Here is a 23,714-nt window from a genome sequence, read left to right on the forward strand (position 1 = left end):
TTACCTTATGAAACGCAGGAAATTTATCCAACACTCGGCAGTTGCAGCCACCGGAAGTTTACTGATGCCCTCTTTACTGGGTTGCAAACCGGCAAAGCAAGAAAACAAAAAAACTTTAGGGTTACAGTTGTACACCTTGCGCGATGTTATTTTGAAAGACCTCCAGGGAACGCTTAAAGCGGTGGCTGATATTGGTTATACCGAAATGGAGACCTTTTCGTATGGTGACGGTAAAATATTTGGCCAGCCTTTTAACGAGTATGTTAAAATAACGAATGACCTCGGCTTGAAAACGGTAAGCGGCCATTACATGTCTGGCTTTAATTTGCAGTCATCCGGTAACTTGCGCTCAGGCTGGGAACAGGCCGTGGCCGATGCCAAATCGGCCGGGCAGGAGTACATGATTATTGCCTACCTCTTTAAAGAGGAGCGTGAGACCATCGACCAATACAAGGAACTTTGTGAATTGATAAATAAGGGAGCCGAAGTTTGTAAAAGCTATGGTATTAAGATGGGGTATCATAATCATGATTTTGAGTTTGTGGCTATCAACAACGAAGTACCGTATGATGTAATGCTTGCCGAACTTGATCCGACATTGGTGAGCATGGAACTTGATCTTTACTGGATTGTGCGTGCAGGTTTTTCACCGGCCGATTATTTTGCCAGGCACCCGGGCCGCTTTGAACTTTGGCATGTTAAGGATATGCACAAGGATGATCCAACCAAAAATGCCGACTTGGGCACCGGCTCCATAAATTTTGCTGAAATTTTTAAACTAAGGCAGCAATCAGGTCTAAAACATTTTTTTGTAGAACAGGAAACTTACGATGTCTCTTCGCTGGAAAGTGTTAAAAATAACTACAACTATCTGAAAGAAATCGTGTAATATGTGCACATGCGCCTTCTCAATTTTCTGCTGGCTGTAGCTTTTTTGGTTATTGCCTCGCTGCAGGTAAATGCCCCGGAACCCGTTGCGTGGATACTCATTTTCGGAAGCATGGCAGTTGTTTGCATTTTAGCCCTTTTCAATTATTTCCCACGTGTTATACTCTTTACGTTACTGGGTGTTTTTGGTAGTTATAGTTTATACCTGGGGTGGCGATACGGAGTCAGCACTGGTTTGCGCATAAATGGTTTTGCGGGTATTGTGGTATGTGTTATCATACTGGTGTTTTATCTTGTCCGATCTTATCGGATACGATAATTTTCAATCGTTTGCGCAACCTGTTTCTTTTTCCGCTGTGACTCCTGCTAAAATACGTTTTTGCGATGGGCACGGATTCTCATATCTTTAACCATGTTCCGCAATTACCTGTTGATACTGATAATTTTAACTTTTGCGTGTTCCCGTACAACCGAAAAGATTCCTGACGTGCTACCTGTTGCCGAATCCAAAAAAAAAATAGTCATCTACCAGATGATGACCCGGCTTTTTGGTAACAAAGTAACTGCCAACAAAAAATACGGAACGATTGAAGAGAATGGTGTGGGTAGGTTTAACGATATTAATGCTAACGCACTGAAGGGATTGAAAGAATTAGGTGTTACCCACATCTGGTACACCGGTATTATCGAGCATGCGTTGCTTACTGATTACACTGCTTACGGCATTACGCTTGACGATGCCGATGTGGTAAAGGGCCGGGCCGGTTCACCTTATTCCATTAAAGATTACTACGATGTAAATCCCGATCTGGCGGTTCAGGTGCCAAACCGAATGAAGGAATTTGAAGCGCTTGTTGAGCGCACCCATGCACATGGCTTAAAAGTGCTTATTGATTTTGTACCCAACCACGTGGCTCGCGGGTATAAATCCGATGCAAAACCACGGGGTGTTCGCGATTTTGGCGAGGATGACGATAAAACCGTTGCTTTTAAGCCTTCTAATAACTTTTACTACTTACCTGGCCAAACCTTTAAAGTACCTCAAGGATATGATCCGCTGGGCCCGGAAAATGAATTTCCAACCAAAGACGGAATGTTTGAAGAAAATCCGGCAAAAGCCACCGGCAATGATAAGTTTGTGGCCCAGCCTTCAATAACCGACTGGTTTGAAGCAGCCAAGTTGAATTATGGTGTGGATATTCAGGGAGGTGGTCAAAACTATTTTGACCCCTTACCCGACACCTGGCTTAAAATGCGCGACATCTTGCTTTTTTGGGCAAATAAAAAGGTTGACGGCTTCCGTTGCGACATTGCCGAAATGGTACCCGTTGAGTTTTGGAGTTGGGTAATCCCGCAGGTAAAAGCTGTTAATAACAATTTGATTTTTATTGCGGAAATCTATAACCCATCGTTGTACCGAAGTTTCATCCATACGGGCCGGTTTGATTTTCTTTATGATAAGGTGCAGTTGTATGATACACTCCGAAGGCTTATCCGTGGCGATGGTTCTACTTCCGAAATTCACCCGATTCAGGAATCTCTTTCTGGTATCAATAAGCACATGCTTCACTTCCTGGAAAATCATGATGAGCAACGGATAGCGTCAAAATATTTTGCCGGTGATCCGTGGAAAGCCGTGCCGGCCATGGTTATCAGTGCCCTTATCGACAGCGGCCCGGTAATGATCTACTTTGGCCAGGAAGTAGGCGAACCTGCCGATGGCGACCCGGGGCACCAAACCCTGGAGCAGCCCGGTACAACATCTAAAATGGACTATTGGGGTGTGCCGGAGCATCAAAAGTGGATGAACAACGGCCTGTTCGATGGTGGGTTGCTTTCCGAAGAGCAAAAACAGTTGCGTCAGTTTTATATGAATTTGCTCAATCTCGCAGGGCAATCGGAGGCTATTGCTATGGGCAACTATGCCGATTTAACCCGCCATAATCTTGAACGAAAACAAATTAGCGATGACATCCATGCGTTTGTTCGTTGGCATGGTGATGAGCGATTGCTCATACTGTCCAGCTTCCGGTCAAAACCGGCCGATGTAACTATTACTATTCCTGAAACGGTGGCTGAGCAAATGGGATTGCAAAAAGGAAATACCTATGTGGCCCGCGATATACTTTGGCGCGAAGTTGAAACAGGCATTGATGAAAATCTGTCTGTACGTGTTCGTTTAAATCCTTACGGAGCTTTAATTCTCAAAATAAAATAGTTATTAATGATTGCCTCACTACCGGGCCAATCCCGTGTTATTATTGAAAATGTACAACCGCAGGTTGATAGGGGCCTTTATCCCGTTAAGCGTACTGTGGGCGAAGCTGTACAGGTAACAGCCGATATATTTTCTGATGGCCATGACCATGTGCGTGCCGAAGTATTATTCAGAAAGAAAACTGAAAAAAACTGGAACCTGGCCGAAATGCATCACCAGGGAAATGATTCATGGTCGGGTACCTTTACGGTTACGGATAAAGTTCCATACGTGTTTACCGTTCGGGCCTGGGTTGACCATTTTGAAACCTGGTATGATGGCATCTTAAAAAAGATTGCGGCCCAGCTTCAGGTTCAGGTAGAACTTGCCGAAGGAAGCGTGTTGCTCCTTCAGTTACCTGAAGGCAAAAAGAAGGATGTTCTTAAACTAGCCGCTCAACTGAAGGATGAGACGCGTTATGCCGAAAACATTGAACTGGTTTCGGACAACATGTTTGCCGAACTGGTAAAACGTAATCCGCTTCGAAAGCATGAAACGGTTTATCCGGCTGAATTGCTGGTGGTAGTTGAGCATGCTAAAGCCCGTTTCAGTACCTGGTATGAACTGTTTCCGCGGTCGGCCTCGCTGGCCGGCAAGCACGGCACCTTTGCCGATGTTGTCAAACTGTTGCCACGCATTGAGGCCATGGGTTTTGATGTGCTGTATCTTCCGCCCATTCACCCCATTGGAAAAGTAAACCGGAAAGGCAAGAACAACAACGTGCGTGCTGTAGCCGGTGAGCCCGGCTCTCCGTGGGCTATCGGCAGCGATGAAGGGGGGCACAAAGCTATTCATCCTCAGTTGGGCACCCTCGAACAGTACAAAGAATTAATTGTGAAAGCCCGCAAGCGGGGTATTGATGTGGCCATGGATTTGGCTTTTCAGTGCGCTCCGGATCATCCCTATGTAAAGGAACACCCGCATTGGTTTAAAGTCCGGCCGGATGGCTCCATTCAGTATGCCGAGAACCCACCGAAAAAATACCAGGATATTTACCCGTTTAATTTTGAGTGCGATGACTGGCAGAATTTGTGGAATGAATTACTTAGTGTTGTACTGTATTGGATTGATCAGGGAGTTAAAATCTTTCGGGTTGATAACCCGCATACCAAACCCTTTAGGTTTTGGCAATGGCTGATTGCCGAAGTGAATAAACAGCACGAAGATGTTATTTTCTTATCGGAGGCCTTCACCCGCCCGAAGGTTATGGCTACACTGGCCAAGCTGGGGTTTACCCAATCGTACACGTATTTTACCTGGCGCGTTACCCGAAACGAGATCGTTGAGTACATGAACGAGTTGGTTCACGGCCCCTCGCGCAATTATTTCAGGCCGAACTTCTGGCCGAATACGCCTGATATCCTTCCGTACCACCTGCAACATCAGGGCGATACAATTTTTATTATCCGGTTTGTGCTGGCTGCCACGCTTTCGTCCAACTACGGCATTTACGGCCCGCCCTTCGAGTTTTGTGAAAACATTCCGATTCCCGGAAAAGAAGAATATCTCGATTCTGAAAAATTTGAAATCAAACAATACGATTGGAAGAAAACCACCCGTATGACAGACCTTATCTCCATCGTAAATAAAGCCCGCAAGGAACACCCGGCCCTGCAGTCAACCTGGAACATTCATTTTTGTACCTGCAATAATGACAACCTGCTGGCTTACCTGAAAACTACCGATAACCTTGCTGATTGTGTTCTGGTGGTTGTTAATTTCGATCAGCATGGCCGGCAATCCGGCTATGTGCAACTGCCGAAGGAAATGCTGCGGCTGAGTGACCTGATTAACGTGAAATTGCACGATATGGTAACGAATGAGCATTACACCTGGACGCAGGAGTGGAATTATGTTGAGCTCGATCCGCACAAACTGCCATTTCATTTGTTTCACCTCACAGTTCATGAATCGTTTGCATGAGCAGCCAGCAAAAGCATAAGGACTCGCTGTGGTTTAAAGATGTGGTCATCTATGAGTTGTCCGTTCGCGCGTTTTTTGATAGTAACCAGAACGGCTTTGGCGATTTTCCGGGGTTGCTTCAGAAATTGGATTACCTGGAAGATCTGGGTGTTAACACCATCTGGCTGCTGCCCTTTTACCCTTCGCCCTTAAAAGATGACGGATATGACATTACCGACCATTGTGAAGTTCATCCTCAATTAGGTACGTTGTCGGATTTCCGGGCTTTTCTTAAAGAGGCTCATAACCGGGGCATCCGGGTTATTATTGAGTTGATTCTTAATCACACGTCCGATCAGCATCCGTGGTTCAGGCGTGCCCGAAAAGCCAAAGCCGGATCGCGCTACCGTAATTTCTATGTATGGAGCGATACACCAGAAAAGTATAAAGAGGCACGGGTCATCATTCAGGAAGAAGAATCTTCTAACTGGTCGTGGGATACGGAAGCAAAAGCCTATTACTGGCATCGGTTTTACAGCCATCAGCCCGAATTGAACTACGACAATCCCGAAGTCCAACTTGAAATCATCAAGATTGTTGATTTCTGGCTGAAACTGGGTGTTGACGGGTTCCGGATGGCCTCCATACCGTACCTGTTTGAAGAAGAAGGTACCAGTTGCGAGAACCTGCCGCAAACGCACGCCTTTATACGAAAGGTGCGTAACCACATTGATAAGCATTATAAAAACCGGGTGCTTATTGCCGAAGCCAACCTGTGGCCCGAAGATGCCGCTTCTTACTTTGGCAACGGTGATGAATGCCACATGGCCTTTAATTATCCGCTGATGCCCCGCTTGTTCCTGGGGCTCCGTACGGAAGACAGTTACCCGATAGTGGATATAATGGAACAAACACCCCGTACCCCTGAAAACTGTCAGTGGGCCTTGTTCCTTCGTAACCACGATGAGTTGGGACTTGAGATGGTTACCGAAGAAGAAAAGGATTACCTGTTTAAAGCGTATGCCAGCGATTCGCAAACCAAGTTTAATACCGGTATTCGCAGGCGCCTGGCGCCTTTGTTAAACAACGACCGCAGAAAAATTGAACTGCTGTATGCCATCTTGTTTTCGCTTCCCGGCACACCGGTTATTTATTATGGCGATGAAATCGGGATGGGCGATAACATCTACCTCGGAGGCCGGCAAGGTGTTCGAACCCCTATGCAGTGGAACATGAACCTCAACGCAGGTTTTTCCAATGCCAATCCGCAAAAGCTGTACTTGCCTGTTATTTCCGATCCGGTTTACCGCTATGAATCGGTTAATGTGGCCACTCAACTTGAAAATCCATCATCGCTTATCTGGTGGATGCGCAACATCATCGCCATGCGCAAACGGCTTAACCTCTTTGGCAGGGGAGAAACAAAGTTTATCGAAACCAATAACAGCAAAGTACTTTGCTATTCACGCACCCTGGAGAAACAACGCATTGTGGTAGTGGCCAACATGTCGCAATTTTCACAGGCCGCCATTTTAAATTTGGCCGACCATAAAGAATGCGATGTAACCGAAGTGTTCAGTCAAAACCGGTTTCAGAATGTAGGAAACGGAGATTATCCTATAACATTGGGACCTTATGGTTACTATTGGCTTCAGATTGATGTAGTTGATAAAAAGGAGAATGCGAAAACCGGTGGTGAATTGCCGGTACTTGAAACCGAGGCAATGTGGGAGAAGATGTTTGCCTCCTACCAGGACAGGCGGTTTATTGAGCGCAAGGTGCTGCCGGTATTTATGAAAAAGTGCAGGTGGTTCGGAGGCAAAGCCCGTGTAATCAGTAAAATAGCTATTGACAGCGTATATCCGCTTAAAGTGGAGGGAACAACGCATTACCTTACATTAATAGAAGTACATTATGTGCAACGCCTGCCCGAATTGTATTTTTTACCGATGGTGTTTGTTCCGTCTGACAGGATACTGGACCAGGTAGAGTATACTGCACAGAGTGTGATTTGCCGGGCCGAAATTCGTAACGAGGCAGGATTCATCATGGATAGCAGTTACGACCGCGTTTTTCGCGATTATCTGCTTGCCGGCATGGAACGTAAATCCCGGATTAAATACCCGGGTAGTGTTCTTGAGTTTAATACCAGTGTGTTTAATAAGATTGATGTTGCAGGCGGCATCGAATCTAAAATATTAAAAGCCGATCAAAGCAATACGGCCATCGTTTATAACGATCGCTACTTTTTCAAATTCTACCGCAAGTTGGAACGGGAGATGAATCCTGATCTTGAAATCGTACGGTTTTTAAGTGAGCATGCCAGTTTTGCAAACAGCCCGCGGTATATGGGCAGCATTGAACTGCATGATGAACGCGGAGTTGTGGTGTTTGGATTGCTGCAGGAAAAAGTGGATAACCAGGGCGAGGCCTGGAGCATGTCGATTGATTCGGTTGGGCGCTTTTATGAACGTGTTATGGCCGGTGCGAAGCAGGAGAAACTTCCTAAACTGGTTAATAAACCGCTTATGCGCTTTGAAGAAGCCCCGGAGCTGATCCAGGAGTTTATCGGCCGGGGTTTTTATGAACGGGTAGTAAGGCTGGGGCAGCGCACAGCCGAAATGCACCTGGCCTTAGCATCCGATCAATCCAATCCGGCTTTTGTACCGGAATATTTTACACCTAATTACCAACGTTCATTGTATTCTTCTCTTCGTAAATTGGTGCGCGACCGGTTTAACCTGCTGGAGAGTTCATTGAATAAGCTTGCACCCGATGTTCGTGACCTTGCCAAAAAAGTGCTTGAACTGGAACCCGATGTACTGGCCTGCTTTCGCGAAATATACGAAACCCGAATTACCGCCATTAAAACACGCATCCATGGCGATTTCCACCTCGGCCAGGTACTGTTTACCGGAAAGGATTTTGTTATCATCGACTTTGAAGGAGAACCCGGCTTTACCTTTAGCGAGCGCAGGCTGAAGAAAAATCCGTTGAAAGATGTGGCCGGTATGATGCGTTCTTTTCACTACGCAGCATTTGGAAAAATGCTACTCAATGAAAATTACCGTGCCCGCGATCTGCAGTTTCTTGAAGCGTGGGCCGAACAATGGCAGCATTACGTAAGCCGCTTTTACCTTGGTGCGTATATGGAGAGGATGGGGAAAGACCAGGAGTGGTCGGACGAGAATGATCTCCTGATACGTACCTTTTTGATAGAGAAAGCTATATACGAACTTGGCTACGAGTTAAACGGCCGGCCCGATTGGGTAATTATTCCGCTCAGGGGTATTTATTACCATATGAACCGGTATTTTCAGGAGCGCGATGTTCGAAAAAAAGTTTCCGGATAAACCTGTAACTCATGGGAAAAAAGAAAGCAGCCAGATCCGCATCCAGTATGCCGGAGAGCCATTCTCGGTTTACCGACTTCGATATTCATTTGTTTAAAACCGGTAAACATTTCAAACTCTATGAAAAGCTTGGTGCGCACCCGGCTCAATTCGAAGGGAATAATGGTACTTACTTTGCCGTGTGGGCCCCTAACGCAAAATCCGTTTCGGTAATCGGCAACTTTAATTTTTGGGATAAATCGGCCAACAAGTTATATCCGCGCTGGGATGAATCAGGAATTTGGGAAGGGTTTATAGCCGGTGTTCAACAAGGCGAAGCATACAAATACGCCATTCAATCGGGCCACGGAGCCTGGCTCGAAAAAGCTGATCCCTTTGCTGTTTATGCCGAAACACCTCCGCGCACAGCATCCATTACCTGGCACCCCGATTTTAAATGGACGGATAAAAAATGGATGCAATCACGAAAGAAACTGGCGCAAAGCCCCAAACCTTATTCGGTTTACGAAGTGCATTTGGGTTCATGGAGGCGGGTACCCGATGAGGGTAATCGCTCACTCACGTATCGTGAACTGGCCACACAATTAGTGGAATATGTTAAAGAAATGGGATTTACCCACGTTGAGTTGCTGCCCGTTATGGAGCATCCGTTTTTCGGCTCATGGGGCTACCAGGTTACCGGGTACTTTGCCCCCTCAGGCCGCTATGGCAGTCCCGAAGATTTTATGTTTCTGGTCGATTCGCTTCACCAGGCAGGCATAGGCGTTATCCTCGACTGGGTGCCCTCTCACTTTCCGGGCGATGAGCATGGATTGTTTTTGTTCGATGGTACCCACCTGTACGAACATGCCGATCCGCGCAAAGGATTTCATCCCGACTGGAAGAGTTACATTTTTAATTATGGCCGCAACGAAGTGCGGTCATTCCTCATCAGCAATGCCATGTACTGGCTCGACCGGTTTCATGTTGACGGCCTTCGTGTGGATGCCGTGGCCAGCATGTTGTACCTGGATTATTCCCGCAAGGAAGGCGAATGGGTTCCCAATCAATACGGAGGGCGCGAAAACATCGAGGCGATTAATTTTCTGAAAGAGTTTAATGAAGCCGTGTATGCCGGATTTCCGGACATCGTAACGATAGCGGAAGAGTCAACTGCCTGGCCAGGCGTATCGAGGCCAACCTACCTTGGCGGACTGGGCTTTGGCCAGAAGTGGATGATGGGTTGGATGCACGATACGCTTAAATACTTTAAGGAAGATCCTATACACCGGTCCTGGCATCATAATGAGATTACGTTCAGCATAATGTATGCCTTTACCGAAAATTTTATGCTTCCGCTTTCGCATGATGAAGTGGTACACGGCAAAGGATCGTTAATCGGGCGCATGCCCGGAGATGAATGGCGAAAGTTTGCCAACCTGCGCCTGTTGTTTTCGTACATGTTTACGCATCCGGGGTCGAAGTTGATTTTTATGGGTGGTGAGTTCGGCCAATTTGCCGAATGGAATCACGACCAGAGCCTGCATTGGCACTTGCTGGAGTATCCGCTGCACAGCGGAGTGCAACTACTGCTGAAAGATTTAAATAAACTGTATAAGCAGGAACCTGCATTGTATAAATACGCCTTTGATGCCCGCGGATTTGAGTGGGTTGACTTTGCCGACAGACAAAATTCGGTAATTGTTTATTTGAGAAAAGCCGATGAAAAAAAGGAGACCCTTTTGGTTGCATGCAACTTTACACCGGAAGTCCGGCACGATTACCGCATGGGTGTACCGTACCGGGGTAAATGGATGGAAATTTTTAATTCAGATGATAAAAAGTACGGAGGTAGTGGCGTGCTCAATACCGGATTAATGGCAACCACTCCCGTAAAGTGCCATGGTCGGGATTACTCTGTTTCGATTACGTTACCTCCGCTGGGCATAACTCTGCTTAAGCTTGAGAAGGAAGAACTTGAATTTGATATTGAGAGTTGAATGGCAGTTTCATCTCAACGCACTGCGCCCAGCCCATGAAACGATACATTTGCATACACGGACACTTCTATCAGCCGCCCCGCGAAAATGCCTGGCTTGAGGTTATCGAAGTACAGGACTCGGCCCATCCGTACCACGACTGGAATGAGCGGATAACTGCTGAATGTTATGCGCCCAATGCAGCATCGCGAATTCTGGATGATCGAAAAGTTATCCGCGACATTGTAAACAACTACGCTAAAATCAGTTTCAATTTCGGCCCCACACTGCTCTCGTGGATGGAAGAGAACGACCCGGAAACCTATCGGGCTATCCTCGAAGCCGATAAAGAGAGTATAAAAAACTTTGGCGGGCATGGTTCTGCCATCGCTCAGGTTTACAATCACATGATTCTGCCCCTGGCCACACGGGCTGATAAGGAAACCCAGGTTATTTGGGGTATTCGCGATTTCGAATATCGGTTTGGCAGAAAGCCCGAAGGCATGTGGCTTTCGGAAACTGCTGTTGATACAGAAACACTGGAAGTGCTGGCACAGGCCGGTATCCGCTTTACCATTCTTGCGCCTCGGCAGGCAAAGGCCTATCGTAAAATGGGCGAGGAACATTGGTATGAAGTTGGCGCTTCCGGCATCGACACCCGCAGGCCGTACCGGTGTCTGCTGCCGTCAGGCAATTCAATCATCTTATTCTTTTACGATGGCGAACGTTCGCAAGGCGTGGCCTTTAACGGGTTGCTGAATAACGGACAGCAGTTTGCAGAAGAATTGTTGGGTGCTTTCAGTGATCATAACGAAACACCTCAACTGGTGCACATTGCTACCGATGGCGAAACCTACGGCCATCACCATAAACATGGCGACATGGCGCTGGCCTATTGCTTGGATTATATTGAGAAAAAGGAAGGCGTTAGGCTTACAAACTATGCTGAGTTCCTCTCGATGCAGCCTCCTGTTTATGATGTGCTGATACACGAGAATAGTTCATGGAGTTGCGTACATGGTGTTGAGCGGTGGCGTGCCGACTGCGGCTGTAACTCCGGAAAGCCCGGTTGGCACCAGCGCTGGCGTAAGCCCCTGCGGGAAGCGCTTGACTGGCTTCGCAACCGGTTAAATGAATTGTTTCAGCAGGAAGCCGCCCGGTACCTTAAAGATCCGGGGGAAGCGCGTAACGACTACATCAGCGTAATCCTTAACCGAAACGATGATACGATTCGTAAATTTCTAAAGGATCATGCTTTAAAAACAGCCGAGCCGGGCAATGTGCTTCGCCTGATGGAAATGCAGCGTCACGCCATGTTAATGTACACCAGTTGTGGTTGGTTTTTCGATGAAATCAGTGGTATTGAAACCACCCAGATTATGCAATATGCCTGCCGGGCCATGCAGCTGATGACTCAACTTGGAGGTAATGAGCTCGAATCCGAATTTTTAAAGCGGCTTGAAGCTGCCCCCAGCAATGATCCTTTGCTACACCATGGTGCAGCTGCCTACCTGCGGTTTGTAGTGCCTGCTAAAACAAATTTGCAGCGTGTGGGTATGCATTATGCCGTGGCTTCACTATTTGAAGAAGATCCGGAGAACTTTCCGATATTTAACTACACCACGTCCAATGAATTTTTTATCCGTAAAGAAGCAGGTGAGCAACGGCTGGTGGTGGGAATAACACGGGTACGATCGAACGTAACCCGTTCAGAAAAGCGCTTTGCTTTTGCGGCTGTTTATTTAGGTAAGCATAACATTCTGGGAAATATTTCACTTGAAATGGATGAAGTAACATTTGCATCAATGCAAACCCGGATTGTGGTGGCATTTGATGAGGGCCGGCTTGGCGATGTTATCGGGTTGATGCAAACCTATTTCGGCCCGGATAAATACACGTTATGGCACCTGTTTAAGGATGAGAAACGCAAAGTGCTTGACATGATTATGCAACAAAGCATGGAAGAATTGGAAGAAACCTTGCGCAGGGTGTATAATCGTGACTATCCGCTGGTTAACGCGCTGGCTCACAACAATATACCCATACCTAAAGCCTATACTACCACGTTTGAGTACATTTTAAATGCCGATTTGATCAACAGTTTCCAGACTGAAAAAATTAATATTAAAAAGATTGAACACGTGATGGGTGAACTTGCTTCCTGGGAACTGGCCATTACCGATCCGGATAACGTTGCGCGCCTGGCAGGCGATAGTATATTTAAGGAACTCAGGCGGATTAGTGCCGAGCGCAGTAACCTCAAACGCATTGAGCGGCTTAACCGGTTGTTCCCGTTGTTGCGAAAGTTTGATCTGGAGCCCAACCTGCATAAAAGCCAAAACCTTTATTTTGAGATATCGAGGGGCGAGGGTATTGAAACCTTGAGTTCCAAACCAGAGTGGGTAAATCAGTTTAAATTATTAGGCGAAAATTTAGGAGTGAAGGTATAACTGATATATTTAATGGTAATTATTTTAACAGATAGTTTGCTTGCCTATGCGATTAGCCTTTACATCTATTGTTTTGTTGATCAACACATTTGTCTTTGCCCAATATAGTTGGGATAAAGGATACTTCATTAATAATGAGGGTATCCGGGTTGAATGCCTAATTAAGCGCCTGGATGGTGCCTACAATCCTAAAAAGATTGACTATAAGTTATCGGATAATGATACTCCTTCTGAATTAAAGCCACAGGATATCCGTGAATTTGGAATTGCCGATGTCGGTGTTTTTATAAGCGCAACTGTTAATATTGATCGCTCCAGCGCCAATCTGAATCAGGCCGATAACAACCGAAATCCGGAATGGAGCCGTGAGACTTTGTTTCTGAAAATTATTGCTGGTGGCCAGGCTACTTTGTACGTTTATCGTACGGATGGTTTTACACGTTTTTTTTACCGGATGGGTGAGGGGGCAATTGAGCAGCTTGTTTATAAAGTGTACTATGCTTACTCCAATCAGGTGGCTTACAATAAAACCTACCTAATGCAGTTACAGGAAGCCTTGAAGTGTAAGGATATTCCGGAAAAAATTACCGTTTCTTATATGGCCAAGCCTTTAGAGAACTTATTTAAAAAATACAACGAATGTACAGGCGTAGTTTCTGCTCCGCAAGTAGTAGAAAAACAGGCGCCTGTAATTGTAAATCTGAATTTTCGACCGGGTATTAATTTCTCCACCTATACAGCCACGGCTGCGGTAGGGGCCGGTCAGGTATTTGCCGCTAACTTTGACTCAAAGTTAACGCCAAGAATAGGACTTGAATTGGAGATATATCCTGCTTTTAATAACCGAAATAAGAAATGGTCATTACTGTTTGAGCCTAACTACCGGACGTATAGTGATGAATACACTGGTGCTGACGGGGTATATAAAGTGGATTACTCATCAATTGAAATACCGATTGGGCTTAGAAGATATTTTTATCTGCCTAAAGAGAAATCAATCTTTATTAACCTTCATATCGTTTATGATAATCCAAGCAGCAAAGCCGGAGGTCAGATACCAACCAATTTTTTTACAGGATATATTGTTGAATTTGACATCGTGAAAAGTGGTTCGAGGTATTCAGCGGGAATTGGCTTTGCCACGAAACGTTTGTTTGGAGAAGTTCGGTATTATTTAAACCGTTCAAATGCTGAGTCGTCTGCACAGATAGCCAGCGAATTCTCTAACACGGCAATAGTTCTGGGTTACCGCCTTTTGAAGTAACACGTTCCAGGTAATTCCACACCAAACTGCTGGCACCCAAAATGGGTGCGGCCTGATTTTGTAATCCGGAAGGAAGCACCTTTACCTTGCCACGGAATATCGGCATCAGGTTTATTTCCATGTGTTTAATGGTGGGCGTAAAAATTAAATCACCGGCCAACGATAATCCGCCAAACAGAAAAATGGCTTCGGGGTCGGTATGTACCACGGTTTCTGCCAGTTTGGTGCCCAATATCCGGCCGGTGTAATCAAACGCTTCCTTAGCCACCACATCACCCCGCAGCGCAGCTTCGGTAATCATTTTGGTATTCAGTTTGTCGAAACTGATACCCCTGAGTTCGCTGGGTTCCAGGTGGTCGGCCAGCAGTTTGTAAACCGTGCGCTTAATGCCTGTGGCCGAAACATAAGTCTCTAAGCAACCGCGCTTACCACAGTTGCAATAACGGCCGGCATAATTTACAGTAGTATGCCCCAATTCACCGGCAATGCCGTGCTTGCCATTTACCAGTTCGCCATTACATACAAGCCCGCTGCCCAGCCCGGTACCCAGAGTTATTACTACAAAGTCGCGCATGCCCTTGGCTGCACCATATATCATTTCGCCAACGGCAGCTGCATTGGCATCGTTGGTTACAATTACCGGAACATTGAATTCCTTTTTTAACAGGTCGGCCAGTGGTATAATTCCTTTCCATTTCAGGTTTGTGGCATGCTCAATAGTACCCTTGTAATAATTTCCGTTGGCTGCCCCAACGCCAATGCCCAGCAACGTATGCCCGGCAGGAAGTGCGGTCTTTATTTTAGCTGATAAATCATGAATATAATCAGTAAAATCATTGTACGACTGCGTAGAAATTTTATCCTGGAAGAGTACATTTCCCTGCCGGTCGGCAATACCAAACTTGGTATTTGTTCCGCCAATATCAATGCCTATGGTAATATCGCTCATCAGATTGATAAGATTTTTGCAATGCGTAAATCCTCTTCATTTATTGCATGAATACCCGATCGCACTGTTTCGAAGGATGTAAAACTGATTTTATTATCCAGTATTCCAACCATAACATCTTGTTTGCCGTTCAGTATTCCTTCAACGGCAGCCACACCCAGTTTACTGGCAAGCACCCTGTCGAAATAAGTGGGCGAGCCGCCTCGCTGCAGGTGGCCCAGGATGGTAACTTTTATATCAAAGTAGGAGGAACGCTCAGCTACTTTACGTGCCAACTCAAGGGCTCCGCCAATTTTTGATCCCTCTGCAACCACTACCACGTTTGATTTTTTAGCTGTTTCTTCACCGGGTTTCAGAATGGCATACAGTTCTTCGAATGTCATGTGGTCTTCCGGAATGATAATGGCGCCTGCACCCCCGGCAATGCCGCTGTTAATGGCAATGTAGCCGGAATTCCTGCCCATTACTTCAACAAAAAATAAGCGGTTATGCGAAAGCGCTGTGTCGCGTATCTTATCAATGGCCTCTACGGCAGTATTGGTGGCTGTATCGTATCCGATGGTATAATCCGTTCCGGGTATGTCGTTATCAATCGTTCCCGGAATACACACCGATGGAAGACCGTACTCGTTATAAAAATGGTGTAACCCGGTAAAGCTGCCATCGCCACCAATGGCAATCAGCGCATTGATGCTGTGCTTTTTTAATTGTTCGAACGCTTTTTTTCTACCCTCGGGTGTGCGGAATTCCTGGCTTCGGGCCGATTTCAGAATGGTGCCGCCTCGTTGAAGAATGTTACCCACCGAACGGGCTCCCAGCTTAACAATGTCACCCTCAATCATGCCTTCATAACCGCGCATAATGCCAAATACTTCCTTTTTGTAGTAAATAGAAGCGCGCACAACTGCACGAATAGCTGCATTCATACCGGGGGCATCACCACCGGATGTAAAAACTCCGATTTTCGATATTGTGGTATCCATCAAAATCCGCCAAAAATAGGGCTTTAAACCGATTTTTTTGTTGCTTCTCTGTGGGGTTATTTCAATCGTTTGAAATAGTTAATCAGCCCGTTGGTGGATGAATCGTGACTCGATACGGCTTCGGGGCTGCTTAGCTCTGGAAGTATTTTCTTGGCCAACACTTTTCCGAGTTCAACACCCCACTGATCGAAACTAAAGATATTCCAGATAACACCCTGCACAAAAATTTTATGTTCATACATGGCAATCAGGCTGCCCAACGTTCGGGGCGTAAGTTTCTTGAACAATATACTGTTACTGGGGCGGTTTCCTTCGAACACCCGGTAAGGAGCATGAAAAGCAATTTGTTCTTCGGTCATGCCACTTGCTTTTAATTCGTTACGCACCTCATCCAAACTTTTGCCTTTCATGAGTGCTTCGGTTTGGGCAAAGAAATTTGAAAGTAATTTATTGTGATGGTCACTTACCGGATTGTGACTTTGAGCCGGTGCGAGAAAATCGCACAGAATAAGTTTTGTTCCCTGATGAATAAGTTGATAAAAGGCGTGTTGCCCGTTGGTGCCCGGTTCGCCCCAGATGATGGGGCCGGTTTGATAGTGAACCGGCTGGCCGTTGCGATCAACGGATTTGCCGTTGCTCTCCATATTGCCTTGCTGAAAATAAGCGGCAAACCGATGCAGGTATTGATCGTAGGGTAAAATCGCTTCCGAAGCGGCTCCATAAAAATTATTATACCAAATGCCCAGCAGGGCCAGAATTACAGGTATGTTTCTTTCAAAGGGTTCGCTTTTAAAGTGCATATCCATTGCGTGGGCCCCATCCAGCAGTTCTTCGAAATTTTCAAAACCGATGGTGCAGGCAATTGACAAGCCAATGGATGACCATAATGAATACCGGCCGCCAACCCAATCCCAGAACACAAACATGTTTTCCGGTGCAATGCCGAAATCCGTTACAGCTTTACTGTTTGTTGAAACGGCTACAAAATGCTTGGCTATATCTTGTTGTTTGGCACCTTTTGACAAGAACCATTGCCTTGCTGTTTCGGCATTGGTCATAGTCTCCTGCGTAGTAAATGTTTTGGATGCCACAATAAATAACGTGGTTTCAGGATTTACCCTTTTCAGTGTTTCAACTATGTGTGTGCCATCAACATTTGAAACGAAATGAGGCGTAAGGGTTGTCCAATAAGGCTTAAGTGCCTCCGTTACCATCAATGGGCCCAAATCCGATCCCCCAATACCAATGTTCACAATGTCAGTGATTTGTTTTCCGGTATAACCCTTCCACTGGCCATTGCGCACCTGGTTGGCAAAGTTTCGCATCTGTTCCAGCACAGCATTAACCTTCGGCATTACGTTTTGTCCGTCAACCTCAATGGGTGCGTTGCTTCGGTTTCGCAAGGCTACATGCAGCACCGGCCGGTTTTCTGTTTGGTTAATTTTCTCACCTGAAAACATGGCGTTAATGGCTTCAGGCAACCGACATTCGTGGGCCAGCTTAACAAGTTCAGCCAACGTCTCTGTCGTTATCAGGTTCTTTGAGTAATCAACCAGGATGTCCTCAAAAAGCAGTGAGAACCGTTTAAAGCGGGCGGGATCCTCCTCAAAGAACTCATTTAAATGGACAGCCTGCAGGGTAAGAAAATTTACTTCCAGATTTCGCCAGGCAGTTGTTTCTGTCGGGTTTACAGATGGTAGCATTGTTTTATAAAGGAAAAGGCTCCAACCGGTTGGAGCCTCGTAGCGCGGGGGGGAGTTGAACCCCCGACCTTTGGGTTATGAATCCAACGCTCTAACCACCTGAGCTACCGCGCCATTCATATCAAAACAGGCCGCAAACTTAACAAGTTTAGGCGTATTCACCCAAAACTGATTTTCATTTTGCCTTACCAGAAAATTACTCTAATTTAAAAACCGGATATGCAAACCATGGCCAAAAAAAGACTACTCGCCAGGGACTATGAAATTCATGCATCGATCAAGATGCTATACCCCTATATTCAGACCGCCAGCGGATTGGCCGAATGGTTTGCTGATGATGTTAAGGTAAACAACCAGGATAAGACCTATACATTTTACTGGGACAACGAAGAGCACAAAGCCAGGCTGGTTGCGCACCGAACCAACCATTATGCCCGGTTTGAATTTTTACCTGAAAGTACTGAAGACGAAAAAGACCCTGCTTACTTTGAACTTCGTCTTGAGTTTAACGAGTTAACCCAATCGGTATTCCTTAAGGTTACGGATTACTCAGATTTTGATGATCTGAAAGAGCTTGAAGACCTGTGGGACAGTCTGGTTGAAACACTTCGTAAGATTGTAGGCGGTTAACATCGGGTAAGAACAAACCGAAACCCACCCATCCCTGTTTATATTTGGCTTGCGATTTGCCTTTGCAGACCTTGCAGTATGAAAAAACTCGATAAGCTTATTTATACCTCTTTTATCGGGCCGTTTACACTAACCTTTCTGGTGGTGGTCTTTATTCTGCTCACCCAGCATATGCTCAAGTATTTTGATGACATCATTGGTAAAGGGCTGGGCTGGGATGTTATCGGGCAACTACTGTTTTACTTTGGCGTTTTTATGACCCCCGTGGCCTTGCCGTTGGCAGTACTACTTTCATCATTAATAACATTCGGAAACCTGGGTGAACACTTTGAACTGACGGCTGTTAAAAGTGCAGGTATATCGCTGCTGCGCGCCATCCGGCCGATTTTCTTTTTCGTCCTTATCCTTACGGTGGTTGCTTTTTACGTCAACAACAACCTGGTGCCAAAAGCCGCGCTTGAGGCATACAGTTTATTGTATGATATTAAGCAGAAAAAGCCAGCACTTGATTTACGCGAGGGCGCATTTTATAATGGCATACCCGATATCAGCATTAAGGTAGATAAACGATATCCGGATGGAATTACTATTAAAAATGTGCTGATTTATGATCACCGCAAGCGCGATGGTAACAAAGATGTTACACTTGCCGATTCGGGCCGCATGTACACTATACTCAACGAGCGATACCTGAAACTTGAGTTATTCAATGGCTACAATTACTCCGAAGGCTCAAATACCGGGCAGGAAGTGGCCGGCCAGAAACGTAAGCATAATAATGAAACGTTTAGCCGAAGCCGGTTTTCAAAAACACAGGTAGTTTTCGATTTATCATCATTCGATTTGAACCGCACGGATAAAAAGTGGTTTCAGGGCAACCGCATTATGCGCAACCTCAGCGAACTGAATGGTGATATTGATTCGGTGAATAACGAAATACGTACCCAACGCCTGCAGTATTACAACAACCGGGCAAACTATTTTGCCCATATTGAGCGGGGCGAGGAGATTACCATGCCGGTTGAGTTACAGCAAGTTAATACAGTTAACCAATCGCAATGGGAACCGGCTAAAAAACAGGTGCCCGATCAGCACGCAGTCAACAAACCAGATTCTGTCAGTGAGCAATTCACCATTCAGCAAATCACCAAATCAGATAAGGTTAGGCCCACCCGCAGAGGATTTTTGAAAGGACTTCGCGATTCTGTAAAAATCGGTCAAGCAACACAGCAGTTTCAGCAGCGACTTGCCCGTACCTACACCGCTTCAGACTCTGTTTCGTTAGTGATTTCAAAACTGGATAGTCTGCTGGATACACCAGCGGATGCCATCTTATATAGCCAGGCAGCAGCCCGTGCACGCACAACCCGCAGTGAGATTTCAAATGCCATCAACACGTTGGATGTATATGTTACCGAGCGAAAGGTATTCGAAATCCAATGGCACAAAATCCTGGCTAATTCATTGGCCTGTATTGCCATGTTTTTAATTGGTGCCCCTTTGGGTGCCATTATTAAAAAGGGTGGATTAGGTGTTCCGTTTCTTGTCTCCATCCTTTTTTTCATCATCTACTACCTGTTAACCATGGCCGGTGAAAAATGGGCGAAACAAGGCATTGTTCCGGTACCCATGGGTGTTTGGGCTGCCGACTTCATTTTATTGATAACTGGCCTGCTATTTCTACGCCAGGCCCGGTTGGATGCCCGGTTGTTTGATGCCGATGCTTATTTAATTGCATTCGACAAAGCCAAACTGTGGCTGATTAACAAAAGAATCCTGCCAAAGCCAGTCTAAACGGCTTATTCTCAGGTATTTTTGGAGTTTTAAGGCCGTTTGGTGTATCTTTGCCGCCTGAAATAAAAGAAATAAAACCATTTTTTAAGATGCCATTAACTGCGGAATTGAAAAAGGAGTTGTTTAAGAAACACAGTCCCTCGAAAACTGAAAAAGACAGCGGATCGCCCGAATCGCAGATCGCCATGTTTACCAGGCGGATTAACGAGTTAACTGAACACCTGAAAGAGCACAAAAAAGATCATGCTACCCAACAGGGCCTGATGAAACTGGTAGGTAAGCGTAAAAAGTTGCTCAATTACCTGCAGCGCAACAACATTGAGCGGTATCGGTCAATTATAGCCGAGCTTGACTTAAGAAAGTAAGGGAAATTTTAAGAAAATACAGGGAACCGGTTTGCTGAGTTCCCTTTTACATTTTTAACCGAAGGCTAAGTCCGGAGTGTGGGACAAGGCCTGCTAACAAGACTTATCATGTTTAACGTAGTTACAAAAAGCTGTAAACTCCCGGACGGCCGCGAGATTACAATAGAGACAGGAAAACTGGCGCGCCAGGCCGATGGCTCGGTAGTACTGCGCATGGGCAATACCATGCTGTTGGCAACCGTAGTTGCCAGGGAAGAAGCGGTTGAAGGAGCCGATTTTATGCCCTTATCCGTAGACTATCAGGAAAAATTTGCTTCCACCGGTAAAGTGCCCGGTGGCTTTCTGAAACGCGAAAGTAAACTGTCTGATTATGAAGTCCTGATCAGCCGGTTGGTTGATCGGGCCATCCGGCCCTTGTTTCCTGATGACTTTCATGCGGAAACACAGGTGATGATTTACCTGATTTCGGGTGATTCTAATGCTTTGCCAGATGCGCTGGCGGCATTTGCTGCTTCGGCCGCTCTGTCAATTTCTGATATCCCCTGGGGCGGACCGATATCCGAAGTTCGGGTTGCCCGGGTTGACGGCCAGTTTGTTATTAACCCCACGCTCGAGCAAAAAGAACGTGCCGATATTGACCTGATGGTGGGTGCCTCCATCGACAATATTCTGATGGTTGAAGGAGAGATGAAAGAGGTAAGTGAGTCAGAAATGCTCGAAGCCCTAAAAGCAGCCCACGAAGCAATTAAGGTACAGTGCCAACTGCAGTTGGATATGGCCAAAGCACTGGGCAAAGAAACCAAACGAGTCTACAATCACGAGGTAAAAGACGAAGCCCTTAAACAACAACTGGTTGATCTGCTGTACCCCAAAGTGTACGAAGTGGCTAAAAAGCAGATTAAAAATAAAAAAGAGCGCAGCGCAGCATTTCAGCAGATTCTTGACGATTACCTGGCCACATTGCCCGAAGACACTACCATTAATAAGGATCTGGTAAAGAAGTACTACCACGATATTCATAAAAAAGCTGCCCGCGATTTAGTATTGAACGAAGGAATACGCCTTGATGGTCGTAATACCCGGCAAATCAGGCCGATATACACCGAAGTTGATTTACTTCCTTCAACCCATGGCTCTGCTTTATTCACTCGTGGCGAAACCCAATCGCTTACCACAGTAACCCTGGGTACGAAACTGGACGAACAACTTATTGATGGTGCCATGTTTAGCGGCTCCAGCAAGTTTATACTTCATTATAATTTCCCCGGTTTTTCAACGGGCGAGGTAAAGCCCAATCGGGGTCCTGGCCGCAGGGAGGTGGGACACGGAAACCTTGCATTACGAGGTTTAAAGCAGGTTTTACCTCCCGACACCGAAAACCCCTATACCATACGGGTGGTTTCGGATATTCTGGAATCCAATGGCTCTTCCTCCATGGCTACTGTATGTGCCGGTTCGCTGGCTCTTATGGATGCTGGTGTGCCTGTTAAAGCGCCTGTTTCGGGTATTGCCATGGGAATGATTTCTGATTCCCAATCAGGTAAATACGCAATTCTATCAGATATTCTTGGTGATGAAGACCACCTCGGTGACATGGACTTTAAGACCACCGGCACTGAAAAAGGCCTTACGGCTTGCCAAATGGACCTGAAAGTTGATGGACTTACCTACGAGGTACTGAAAGAAGCCCTTGAGCAGGCCAAAGAGGGCCGTTTGCACATCCTCACTGAAATGAAGAAAACCCTGGCTCAGGCCCGCCCTGACCTCAAACCGCATACTCCGCGTGCCGAAACGGTAATCATTGAAAAGGAGATGATTGGCGCAGTTATAGGCCCTGGCGGAAAGGTAGTACAGGACATTCAAAATACCACGGGTGCAACTGTAGTTATTGAAGAAGTAAACAATAAAGGAATTGTTAACGTATTTGCTGCCAGCAAAGATGTAATGGATGCCGCGTTAAGGCGCATCCGCGCCATTGTGGCCGTACCTGAGATAGGCCAGGTTTACGATGGCAAGGTTAAATCGATTATGCCGTTTGGTGCATTTGTTGAATTTATGCCCGGAAAAGACGGTTTATTGCATATCTCTGAAATAAAGTGGGAAAGACTTGAAACCATGGACGGAGTGCTGGAAGTAGGTGAGGAAATCAAGGTAAAACTGGTTGATGTGGATAAAAAAACCGGCAAATTCAGGTTATCCAGAAAGGTTTTACTGCCAAAACCACCTAAAAAGGAGGCCGCTGCCAGCGAATAAACTATTCAGCTAATTTGACAGGAACTAACCTGAGAAACTATATTGTTACCACACTGATTTAAACACAGGCATGAGACAGTTAAAAATCAGTAAGCAGATTACTAACCGCGAAAGCCAGTCGCTTGATAAATACCTTCAGGAGATTGGCAAGGTGGACCTGCTTACTCCTGACGAAGAAGTGGAACTGGCCAAGCGCATCAAAGAAGGCGACCAGATTGCACTTGAAAAACTAACCAAGGCAAACCTCCGCTTTGTGGTATCGGTTGCCAAGCAGTACCAGAACCAGGGCTTGTCGTTGGGCGATCTGATTAACGAAGGGAATCTTGGCCTCATTAAAGCCGCCCAGCGTTTTGACGAGACCCGTGGTTTTAAATTTATTTCTTACGCAGTATGGTGGATCCGTCAATCCATCCTTCAGGCTTTGGCCGAACAATCACGTATCGTACGCCTCCCGCTGAACCGGGTTGGCTCCTTGAACAAAATTTCAAAAACATTTTCTGAACTTGAGCAGAAGTACGAACGCGAACCCTCGCCTGAAGAACTTGCCGAAGTGCTTGATGTGACTACCGCAGAGGTCGTTGACACGATGAAAATTTCAGGTCGCCATGTTTCCATGGACGCACCGTTTGTACAAGGAGAAGAAAACAGTTTGCTCGATGTACTTGAAAACGACAGCGAGGAAACACCCGATTCGGGTCTGATGAACGATTCGCTTCGCAAGGAGGTCCAGCGTGCACTCTCAACCCTTACCCAACGCGAGGCTGATGTGATAACCTTATACTTCGGGCTTAATGGTGAACATGCCATGACCCTGGAGGAAATAGGAGAGAAGTTTAACCTCACACGCGAACGTGTGCGCCAGATAAAGGAAAAGGCCATCCGCAGGCTCAGACATACCAGCCGGAGCAAGGCTTTAAAACCTTACCTGGGTTAATTTTATCTGTTTTGAAACATTTTGGGGGTCT

The 23,714-nt window shown here is 46.1% G+C and carries 16 protein-coding genes and 1 tRNA gene; 13 read left to right on the plus strand and 4 right to left on the minus strand.

Annotated features, from left to right (window positions below; translation table 11 throughout):
- Nucleotides 1-7: 7 nt before the first annotated feature.
- The 8 genes from HRU69_11515 (at nt 8) to HRU69_11550 (ending at nt 14,072) form a co-directional block, all read left to right on the plus strand.
- Nucleotides 8-889, plus strand: a complete 882-nt coding sequence (locus HRU69_11515) for a sugar phosphate isomerase/epimerase (protein QOI98075.1) — start codon at nt 8-10, stop codon at nt 887-889.
- Between the two features lie 9 nt (nt 890-898).
- Complete coding sequence (locus tag HRU69_11520; GenBank protein QOI98076.1) at nt 899-1,207, plus strand: hypothetical protein; 309 nt, start codon at nt 899-901, stop codon at nt 1,205-1,207.
- 93 nt (nt 1,208-1,300) lie between these two features.
- Entirely contained in the window at nt 1,301-3,106 is a 1,806-nt protein-coding gene (locus tag HRU69_11525) for an alpha-amylase (protein ID QOI98077.1), read from the plus strand.
- Between the two features lie 6 nt (nt 3,107-3,112).
- Nucleotides 3,113-5,068, plus strand: coding sequence for an alpha-1,4-glucan--maltose-1-phosphate maltosyltransferase (locus HRU69_11530; protein QOI98078.1), 1,956 nt, complete (start codon nt 3,113-3,115; stop codon nt 5,066-5,068).
- Nucleotides 5,065-8,400 carry a maltose alpha-D-glucosyltransferase gene (gene treS, locus HRU69_11535; GenBank protein ID QOI98079.1) on the plus strand — a complete coding sequence of 1,112 codons (3,336 nt, stop codon included), beginning with the start codon at nt 5,065-5,067 and terminating at the stop codon, nt 8,398-8,400. Before HRU69_11530 ends, treS begins: the two co-directional genes overlap by 4 nt.
- A gap of 11 nt (nt 8,401-8,411) precedes the next feature.
- On the plus strand, nt 8,412-10,379 hold the full coding sequence (gene glgB, locus HRU69_11540) for a 1,4-alpha-glucan branching protein GlgB (GenBank protein ID QOI98080.1): 1,968 nt from the start codon (nt 8,412-8,414) through the stop codon (nt 10,377-10,379).
- A gap of 35 nt (nt 10,380-10,414) precedes the next feature.
- Entirely contained in the window at nt 10,415-12,808 is a 2,394-nt protein-coding gene (locus HRU69_11545) for a DUF3536 domain-containing protein (protein ID QOI98081.1), read from the plus strand.
- Between the two features lie 46 nt (nt 12,809-12,854).
- Nucleotides 12,855-14,072, plus strand: coding sequence for a hypothetical protein (locus HRU69_11550; protein ID QOI98082.1), 1,218 nt, complete (start codon nt 12,855-12,857; stop codon nt 14,070-14,072).
- On the opposite strand, the gene HRU69_11555 is transcribed toward HRU69_11550, so the two are convergent.
- From HRU69_11555 to HRU69_11570, 4 genes are all read right to left on the minus strand, one after another.
- On the minus strand, nt 14,032-15,021 hold the full coding sequence (locus HRU69_11555; GenBank protein QOI98083.1) for an ROK family protein: 990 nt from the start codon (nt 15,019-15,021) through the stop codon (nt 14,032-14,034). The genes HRU69_11550 and HRU69_11555 overlap by 41 nt on opposite strands.
- Nucleotides 15,021-16,007 (minus strand): 6-phosphofructokinase, encoded by a 987-nt coding sequence (gene pfkA, locus HRU69_11560; GenBank protein ID QOI98084.1) that lies wholly within the window; start codon nt 16,005-16,007, stop codon nt 15,021-15,023. The genes HRU69_11555 and pfkA overlap by 1 nt, the downstream gene beginning before the upstream one ends.
- A 53-nt stretch (nt 16,008-16,060) precedes the next feature.
- Complete coding sequence (pgi, locus tag HRU69_11565) at nt 16,061-17,707, minus strand: glucose-6-phosphate isomerase (GenBank protein QOI98085.1); 1,647 nt, start codon at nt 17,705-17,707, stop codon at nt 16,061-16,063.
- 40 nt (nt 17,708-17,747) lie between these two features.
- Nucleotides 17,748-17,821: transfer RNA gene (locus tag HRU69_11570), tRNA-Met, on the minus strand.
- Nucleotides 17,822-17,935: 114 nt separating this feature from the next.
- Between HRU69_11570 and HRU69_11575 the strand changes: the two genes are divergently transcribed.
- From HRU69_11575 to HRU69_11595, 5 genes are all read left to right on the plus strand, one after another.
- Nucleotides 17,936-18,337 (plus strand): ATPase, encoded by a 402-nt coding sequence (locus tag HRU69_11575; GenBank protein QOI98086.1) that lies wholly within the window; start codon nt 17,936-17,938, stop codon nt 18,335-18,337.
- Between the two features lie 78 nt (nt 18,338-18,415).
- Nucleotides 18,416-20,131, plus strand: a complete 1,716-nt coding sequence (locus HRU69_11580; protein QOI98087.1) for a YjgP/YjgQ family permease — start codon at nt 18,416-18,418, stop codon at nt 20,129-20,131.
- Between the two features lie 89 nt (nt 20,132-20,220).
- The gene (rpsO, locus tag HRU69_11585; protein QOI98088.1) at nt 20,221-20,496 is read left to right on the plus strand and encodes a 30S ribosomal protein S15; all 276 of its coding nucleotides are present in this window, start codon (nt 20,221-20,223) and stop codon (nt 20,494-20,496) included.
- A gap of 105 nt (nt 20,497-20,601) precedes the next feature.
- On the plus strand, nt 20,602-22,749 hold the full coding sequence (gene pnp, locus HRU69_11590; GenBank protein QOI98913.1) for a polyribonucleotide nucleotidyltransferase: 2,148 nt from the start codon (nt 20,602-20,604) through the stop codon (nt 22,747-22,749).
- A gap of 70 nt (nt 22,750-22,819) precedes the next feature.
- Complete coding sequence (locus tag HRU69_11595) at nt 22,820-23,683, plus strand: RNA polymerase sigma factor RpoD/SigA (protein ID QOI98089.1); 864 nt, start codon at nt 22,820-22,822, stop codon at nt 23,681-23,683.
- Nucleotides 23,684-23,714: the final 31 nt, after the last annotated feature.

Source organism: Flammeovirgaceae bacterium (genome assembly GCA_015180985.1).
Taxonomy (GTDB): Bacteria; Bacteroidota; Bacteroidia; order Cytophagales; family Cyclobacteriaceae; genus UBA2336.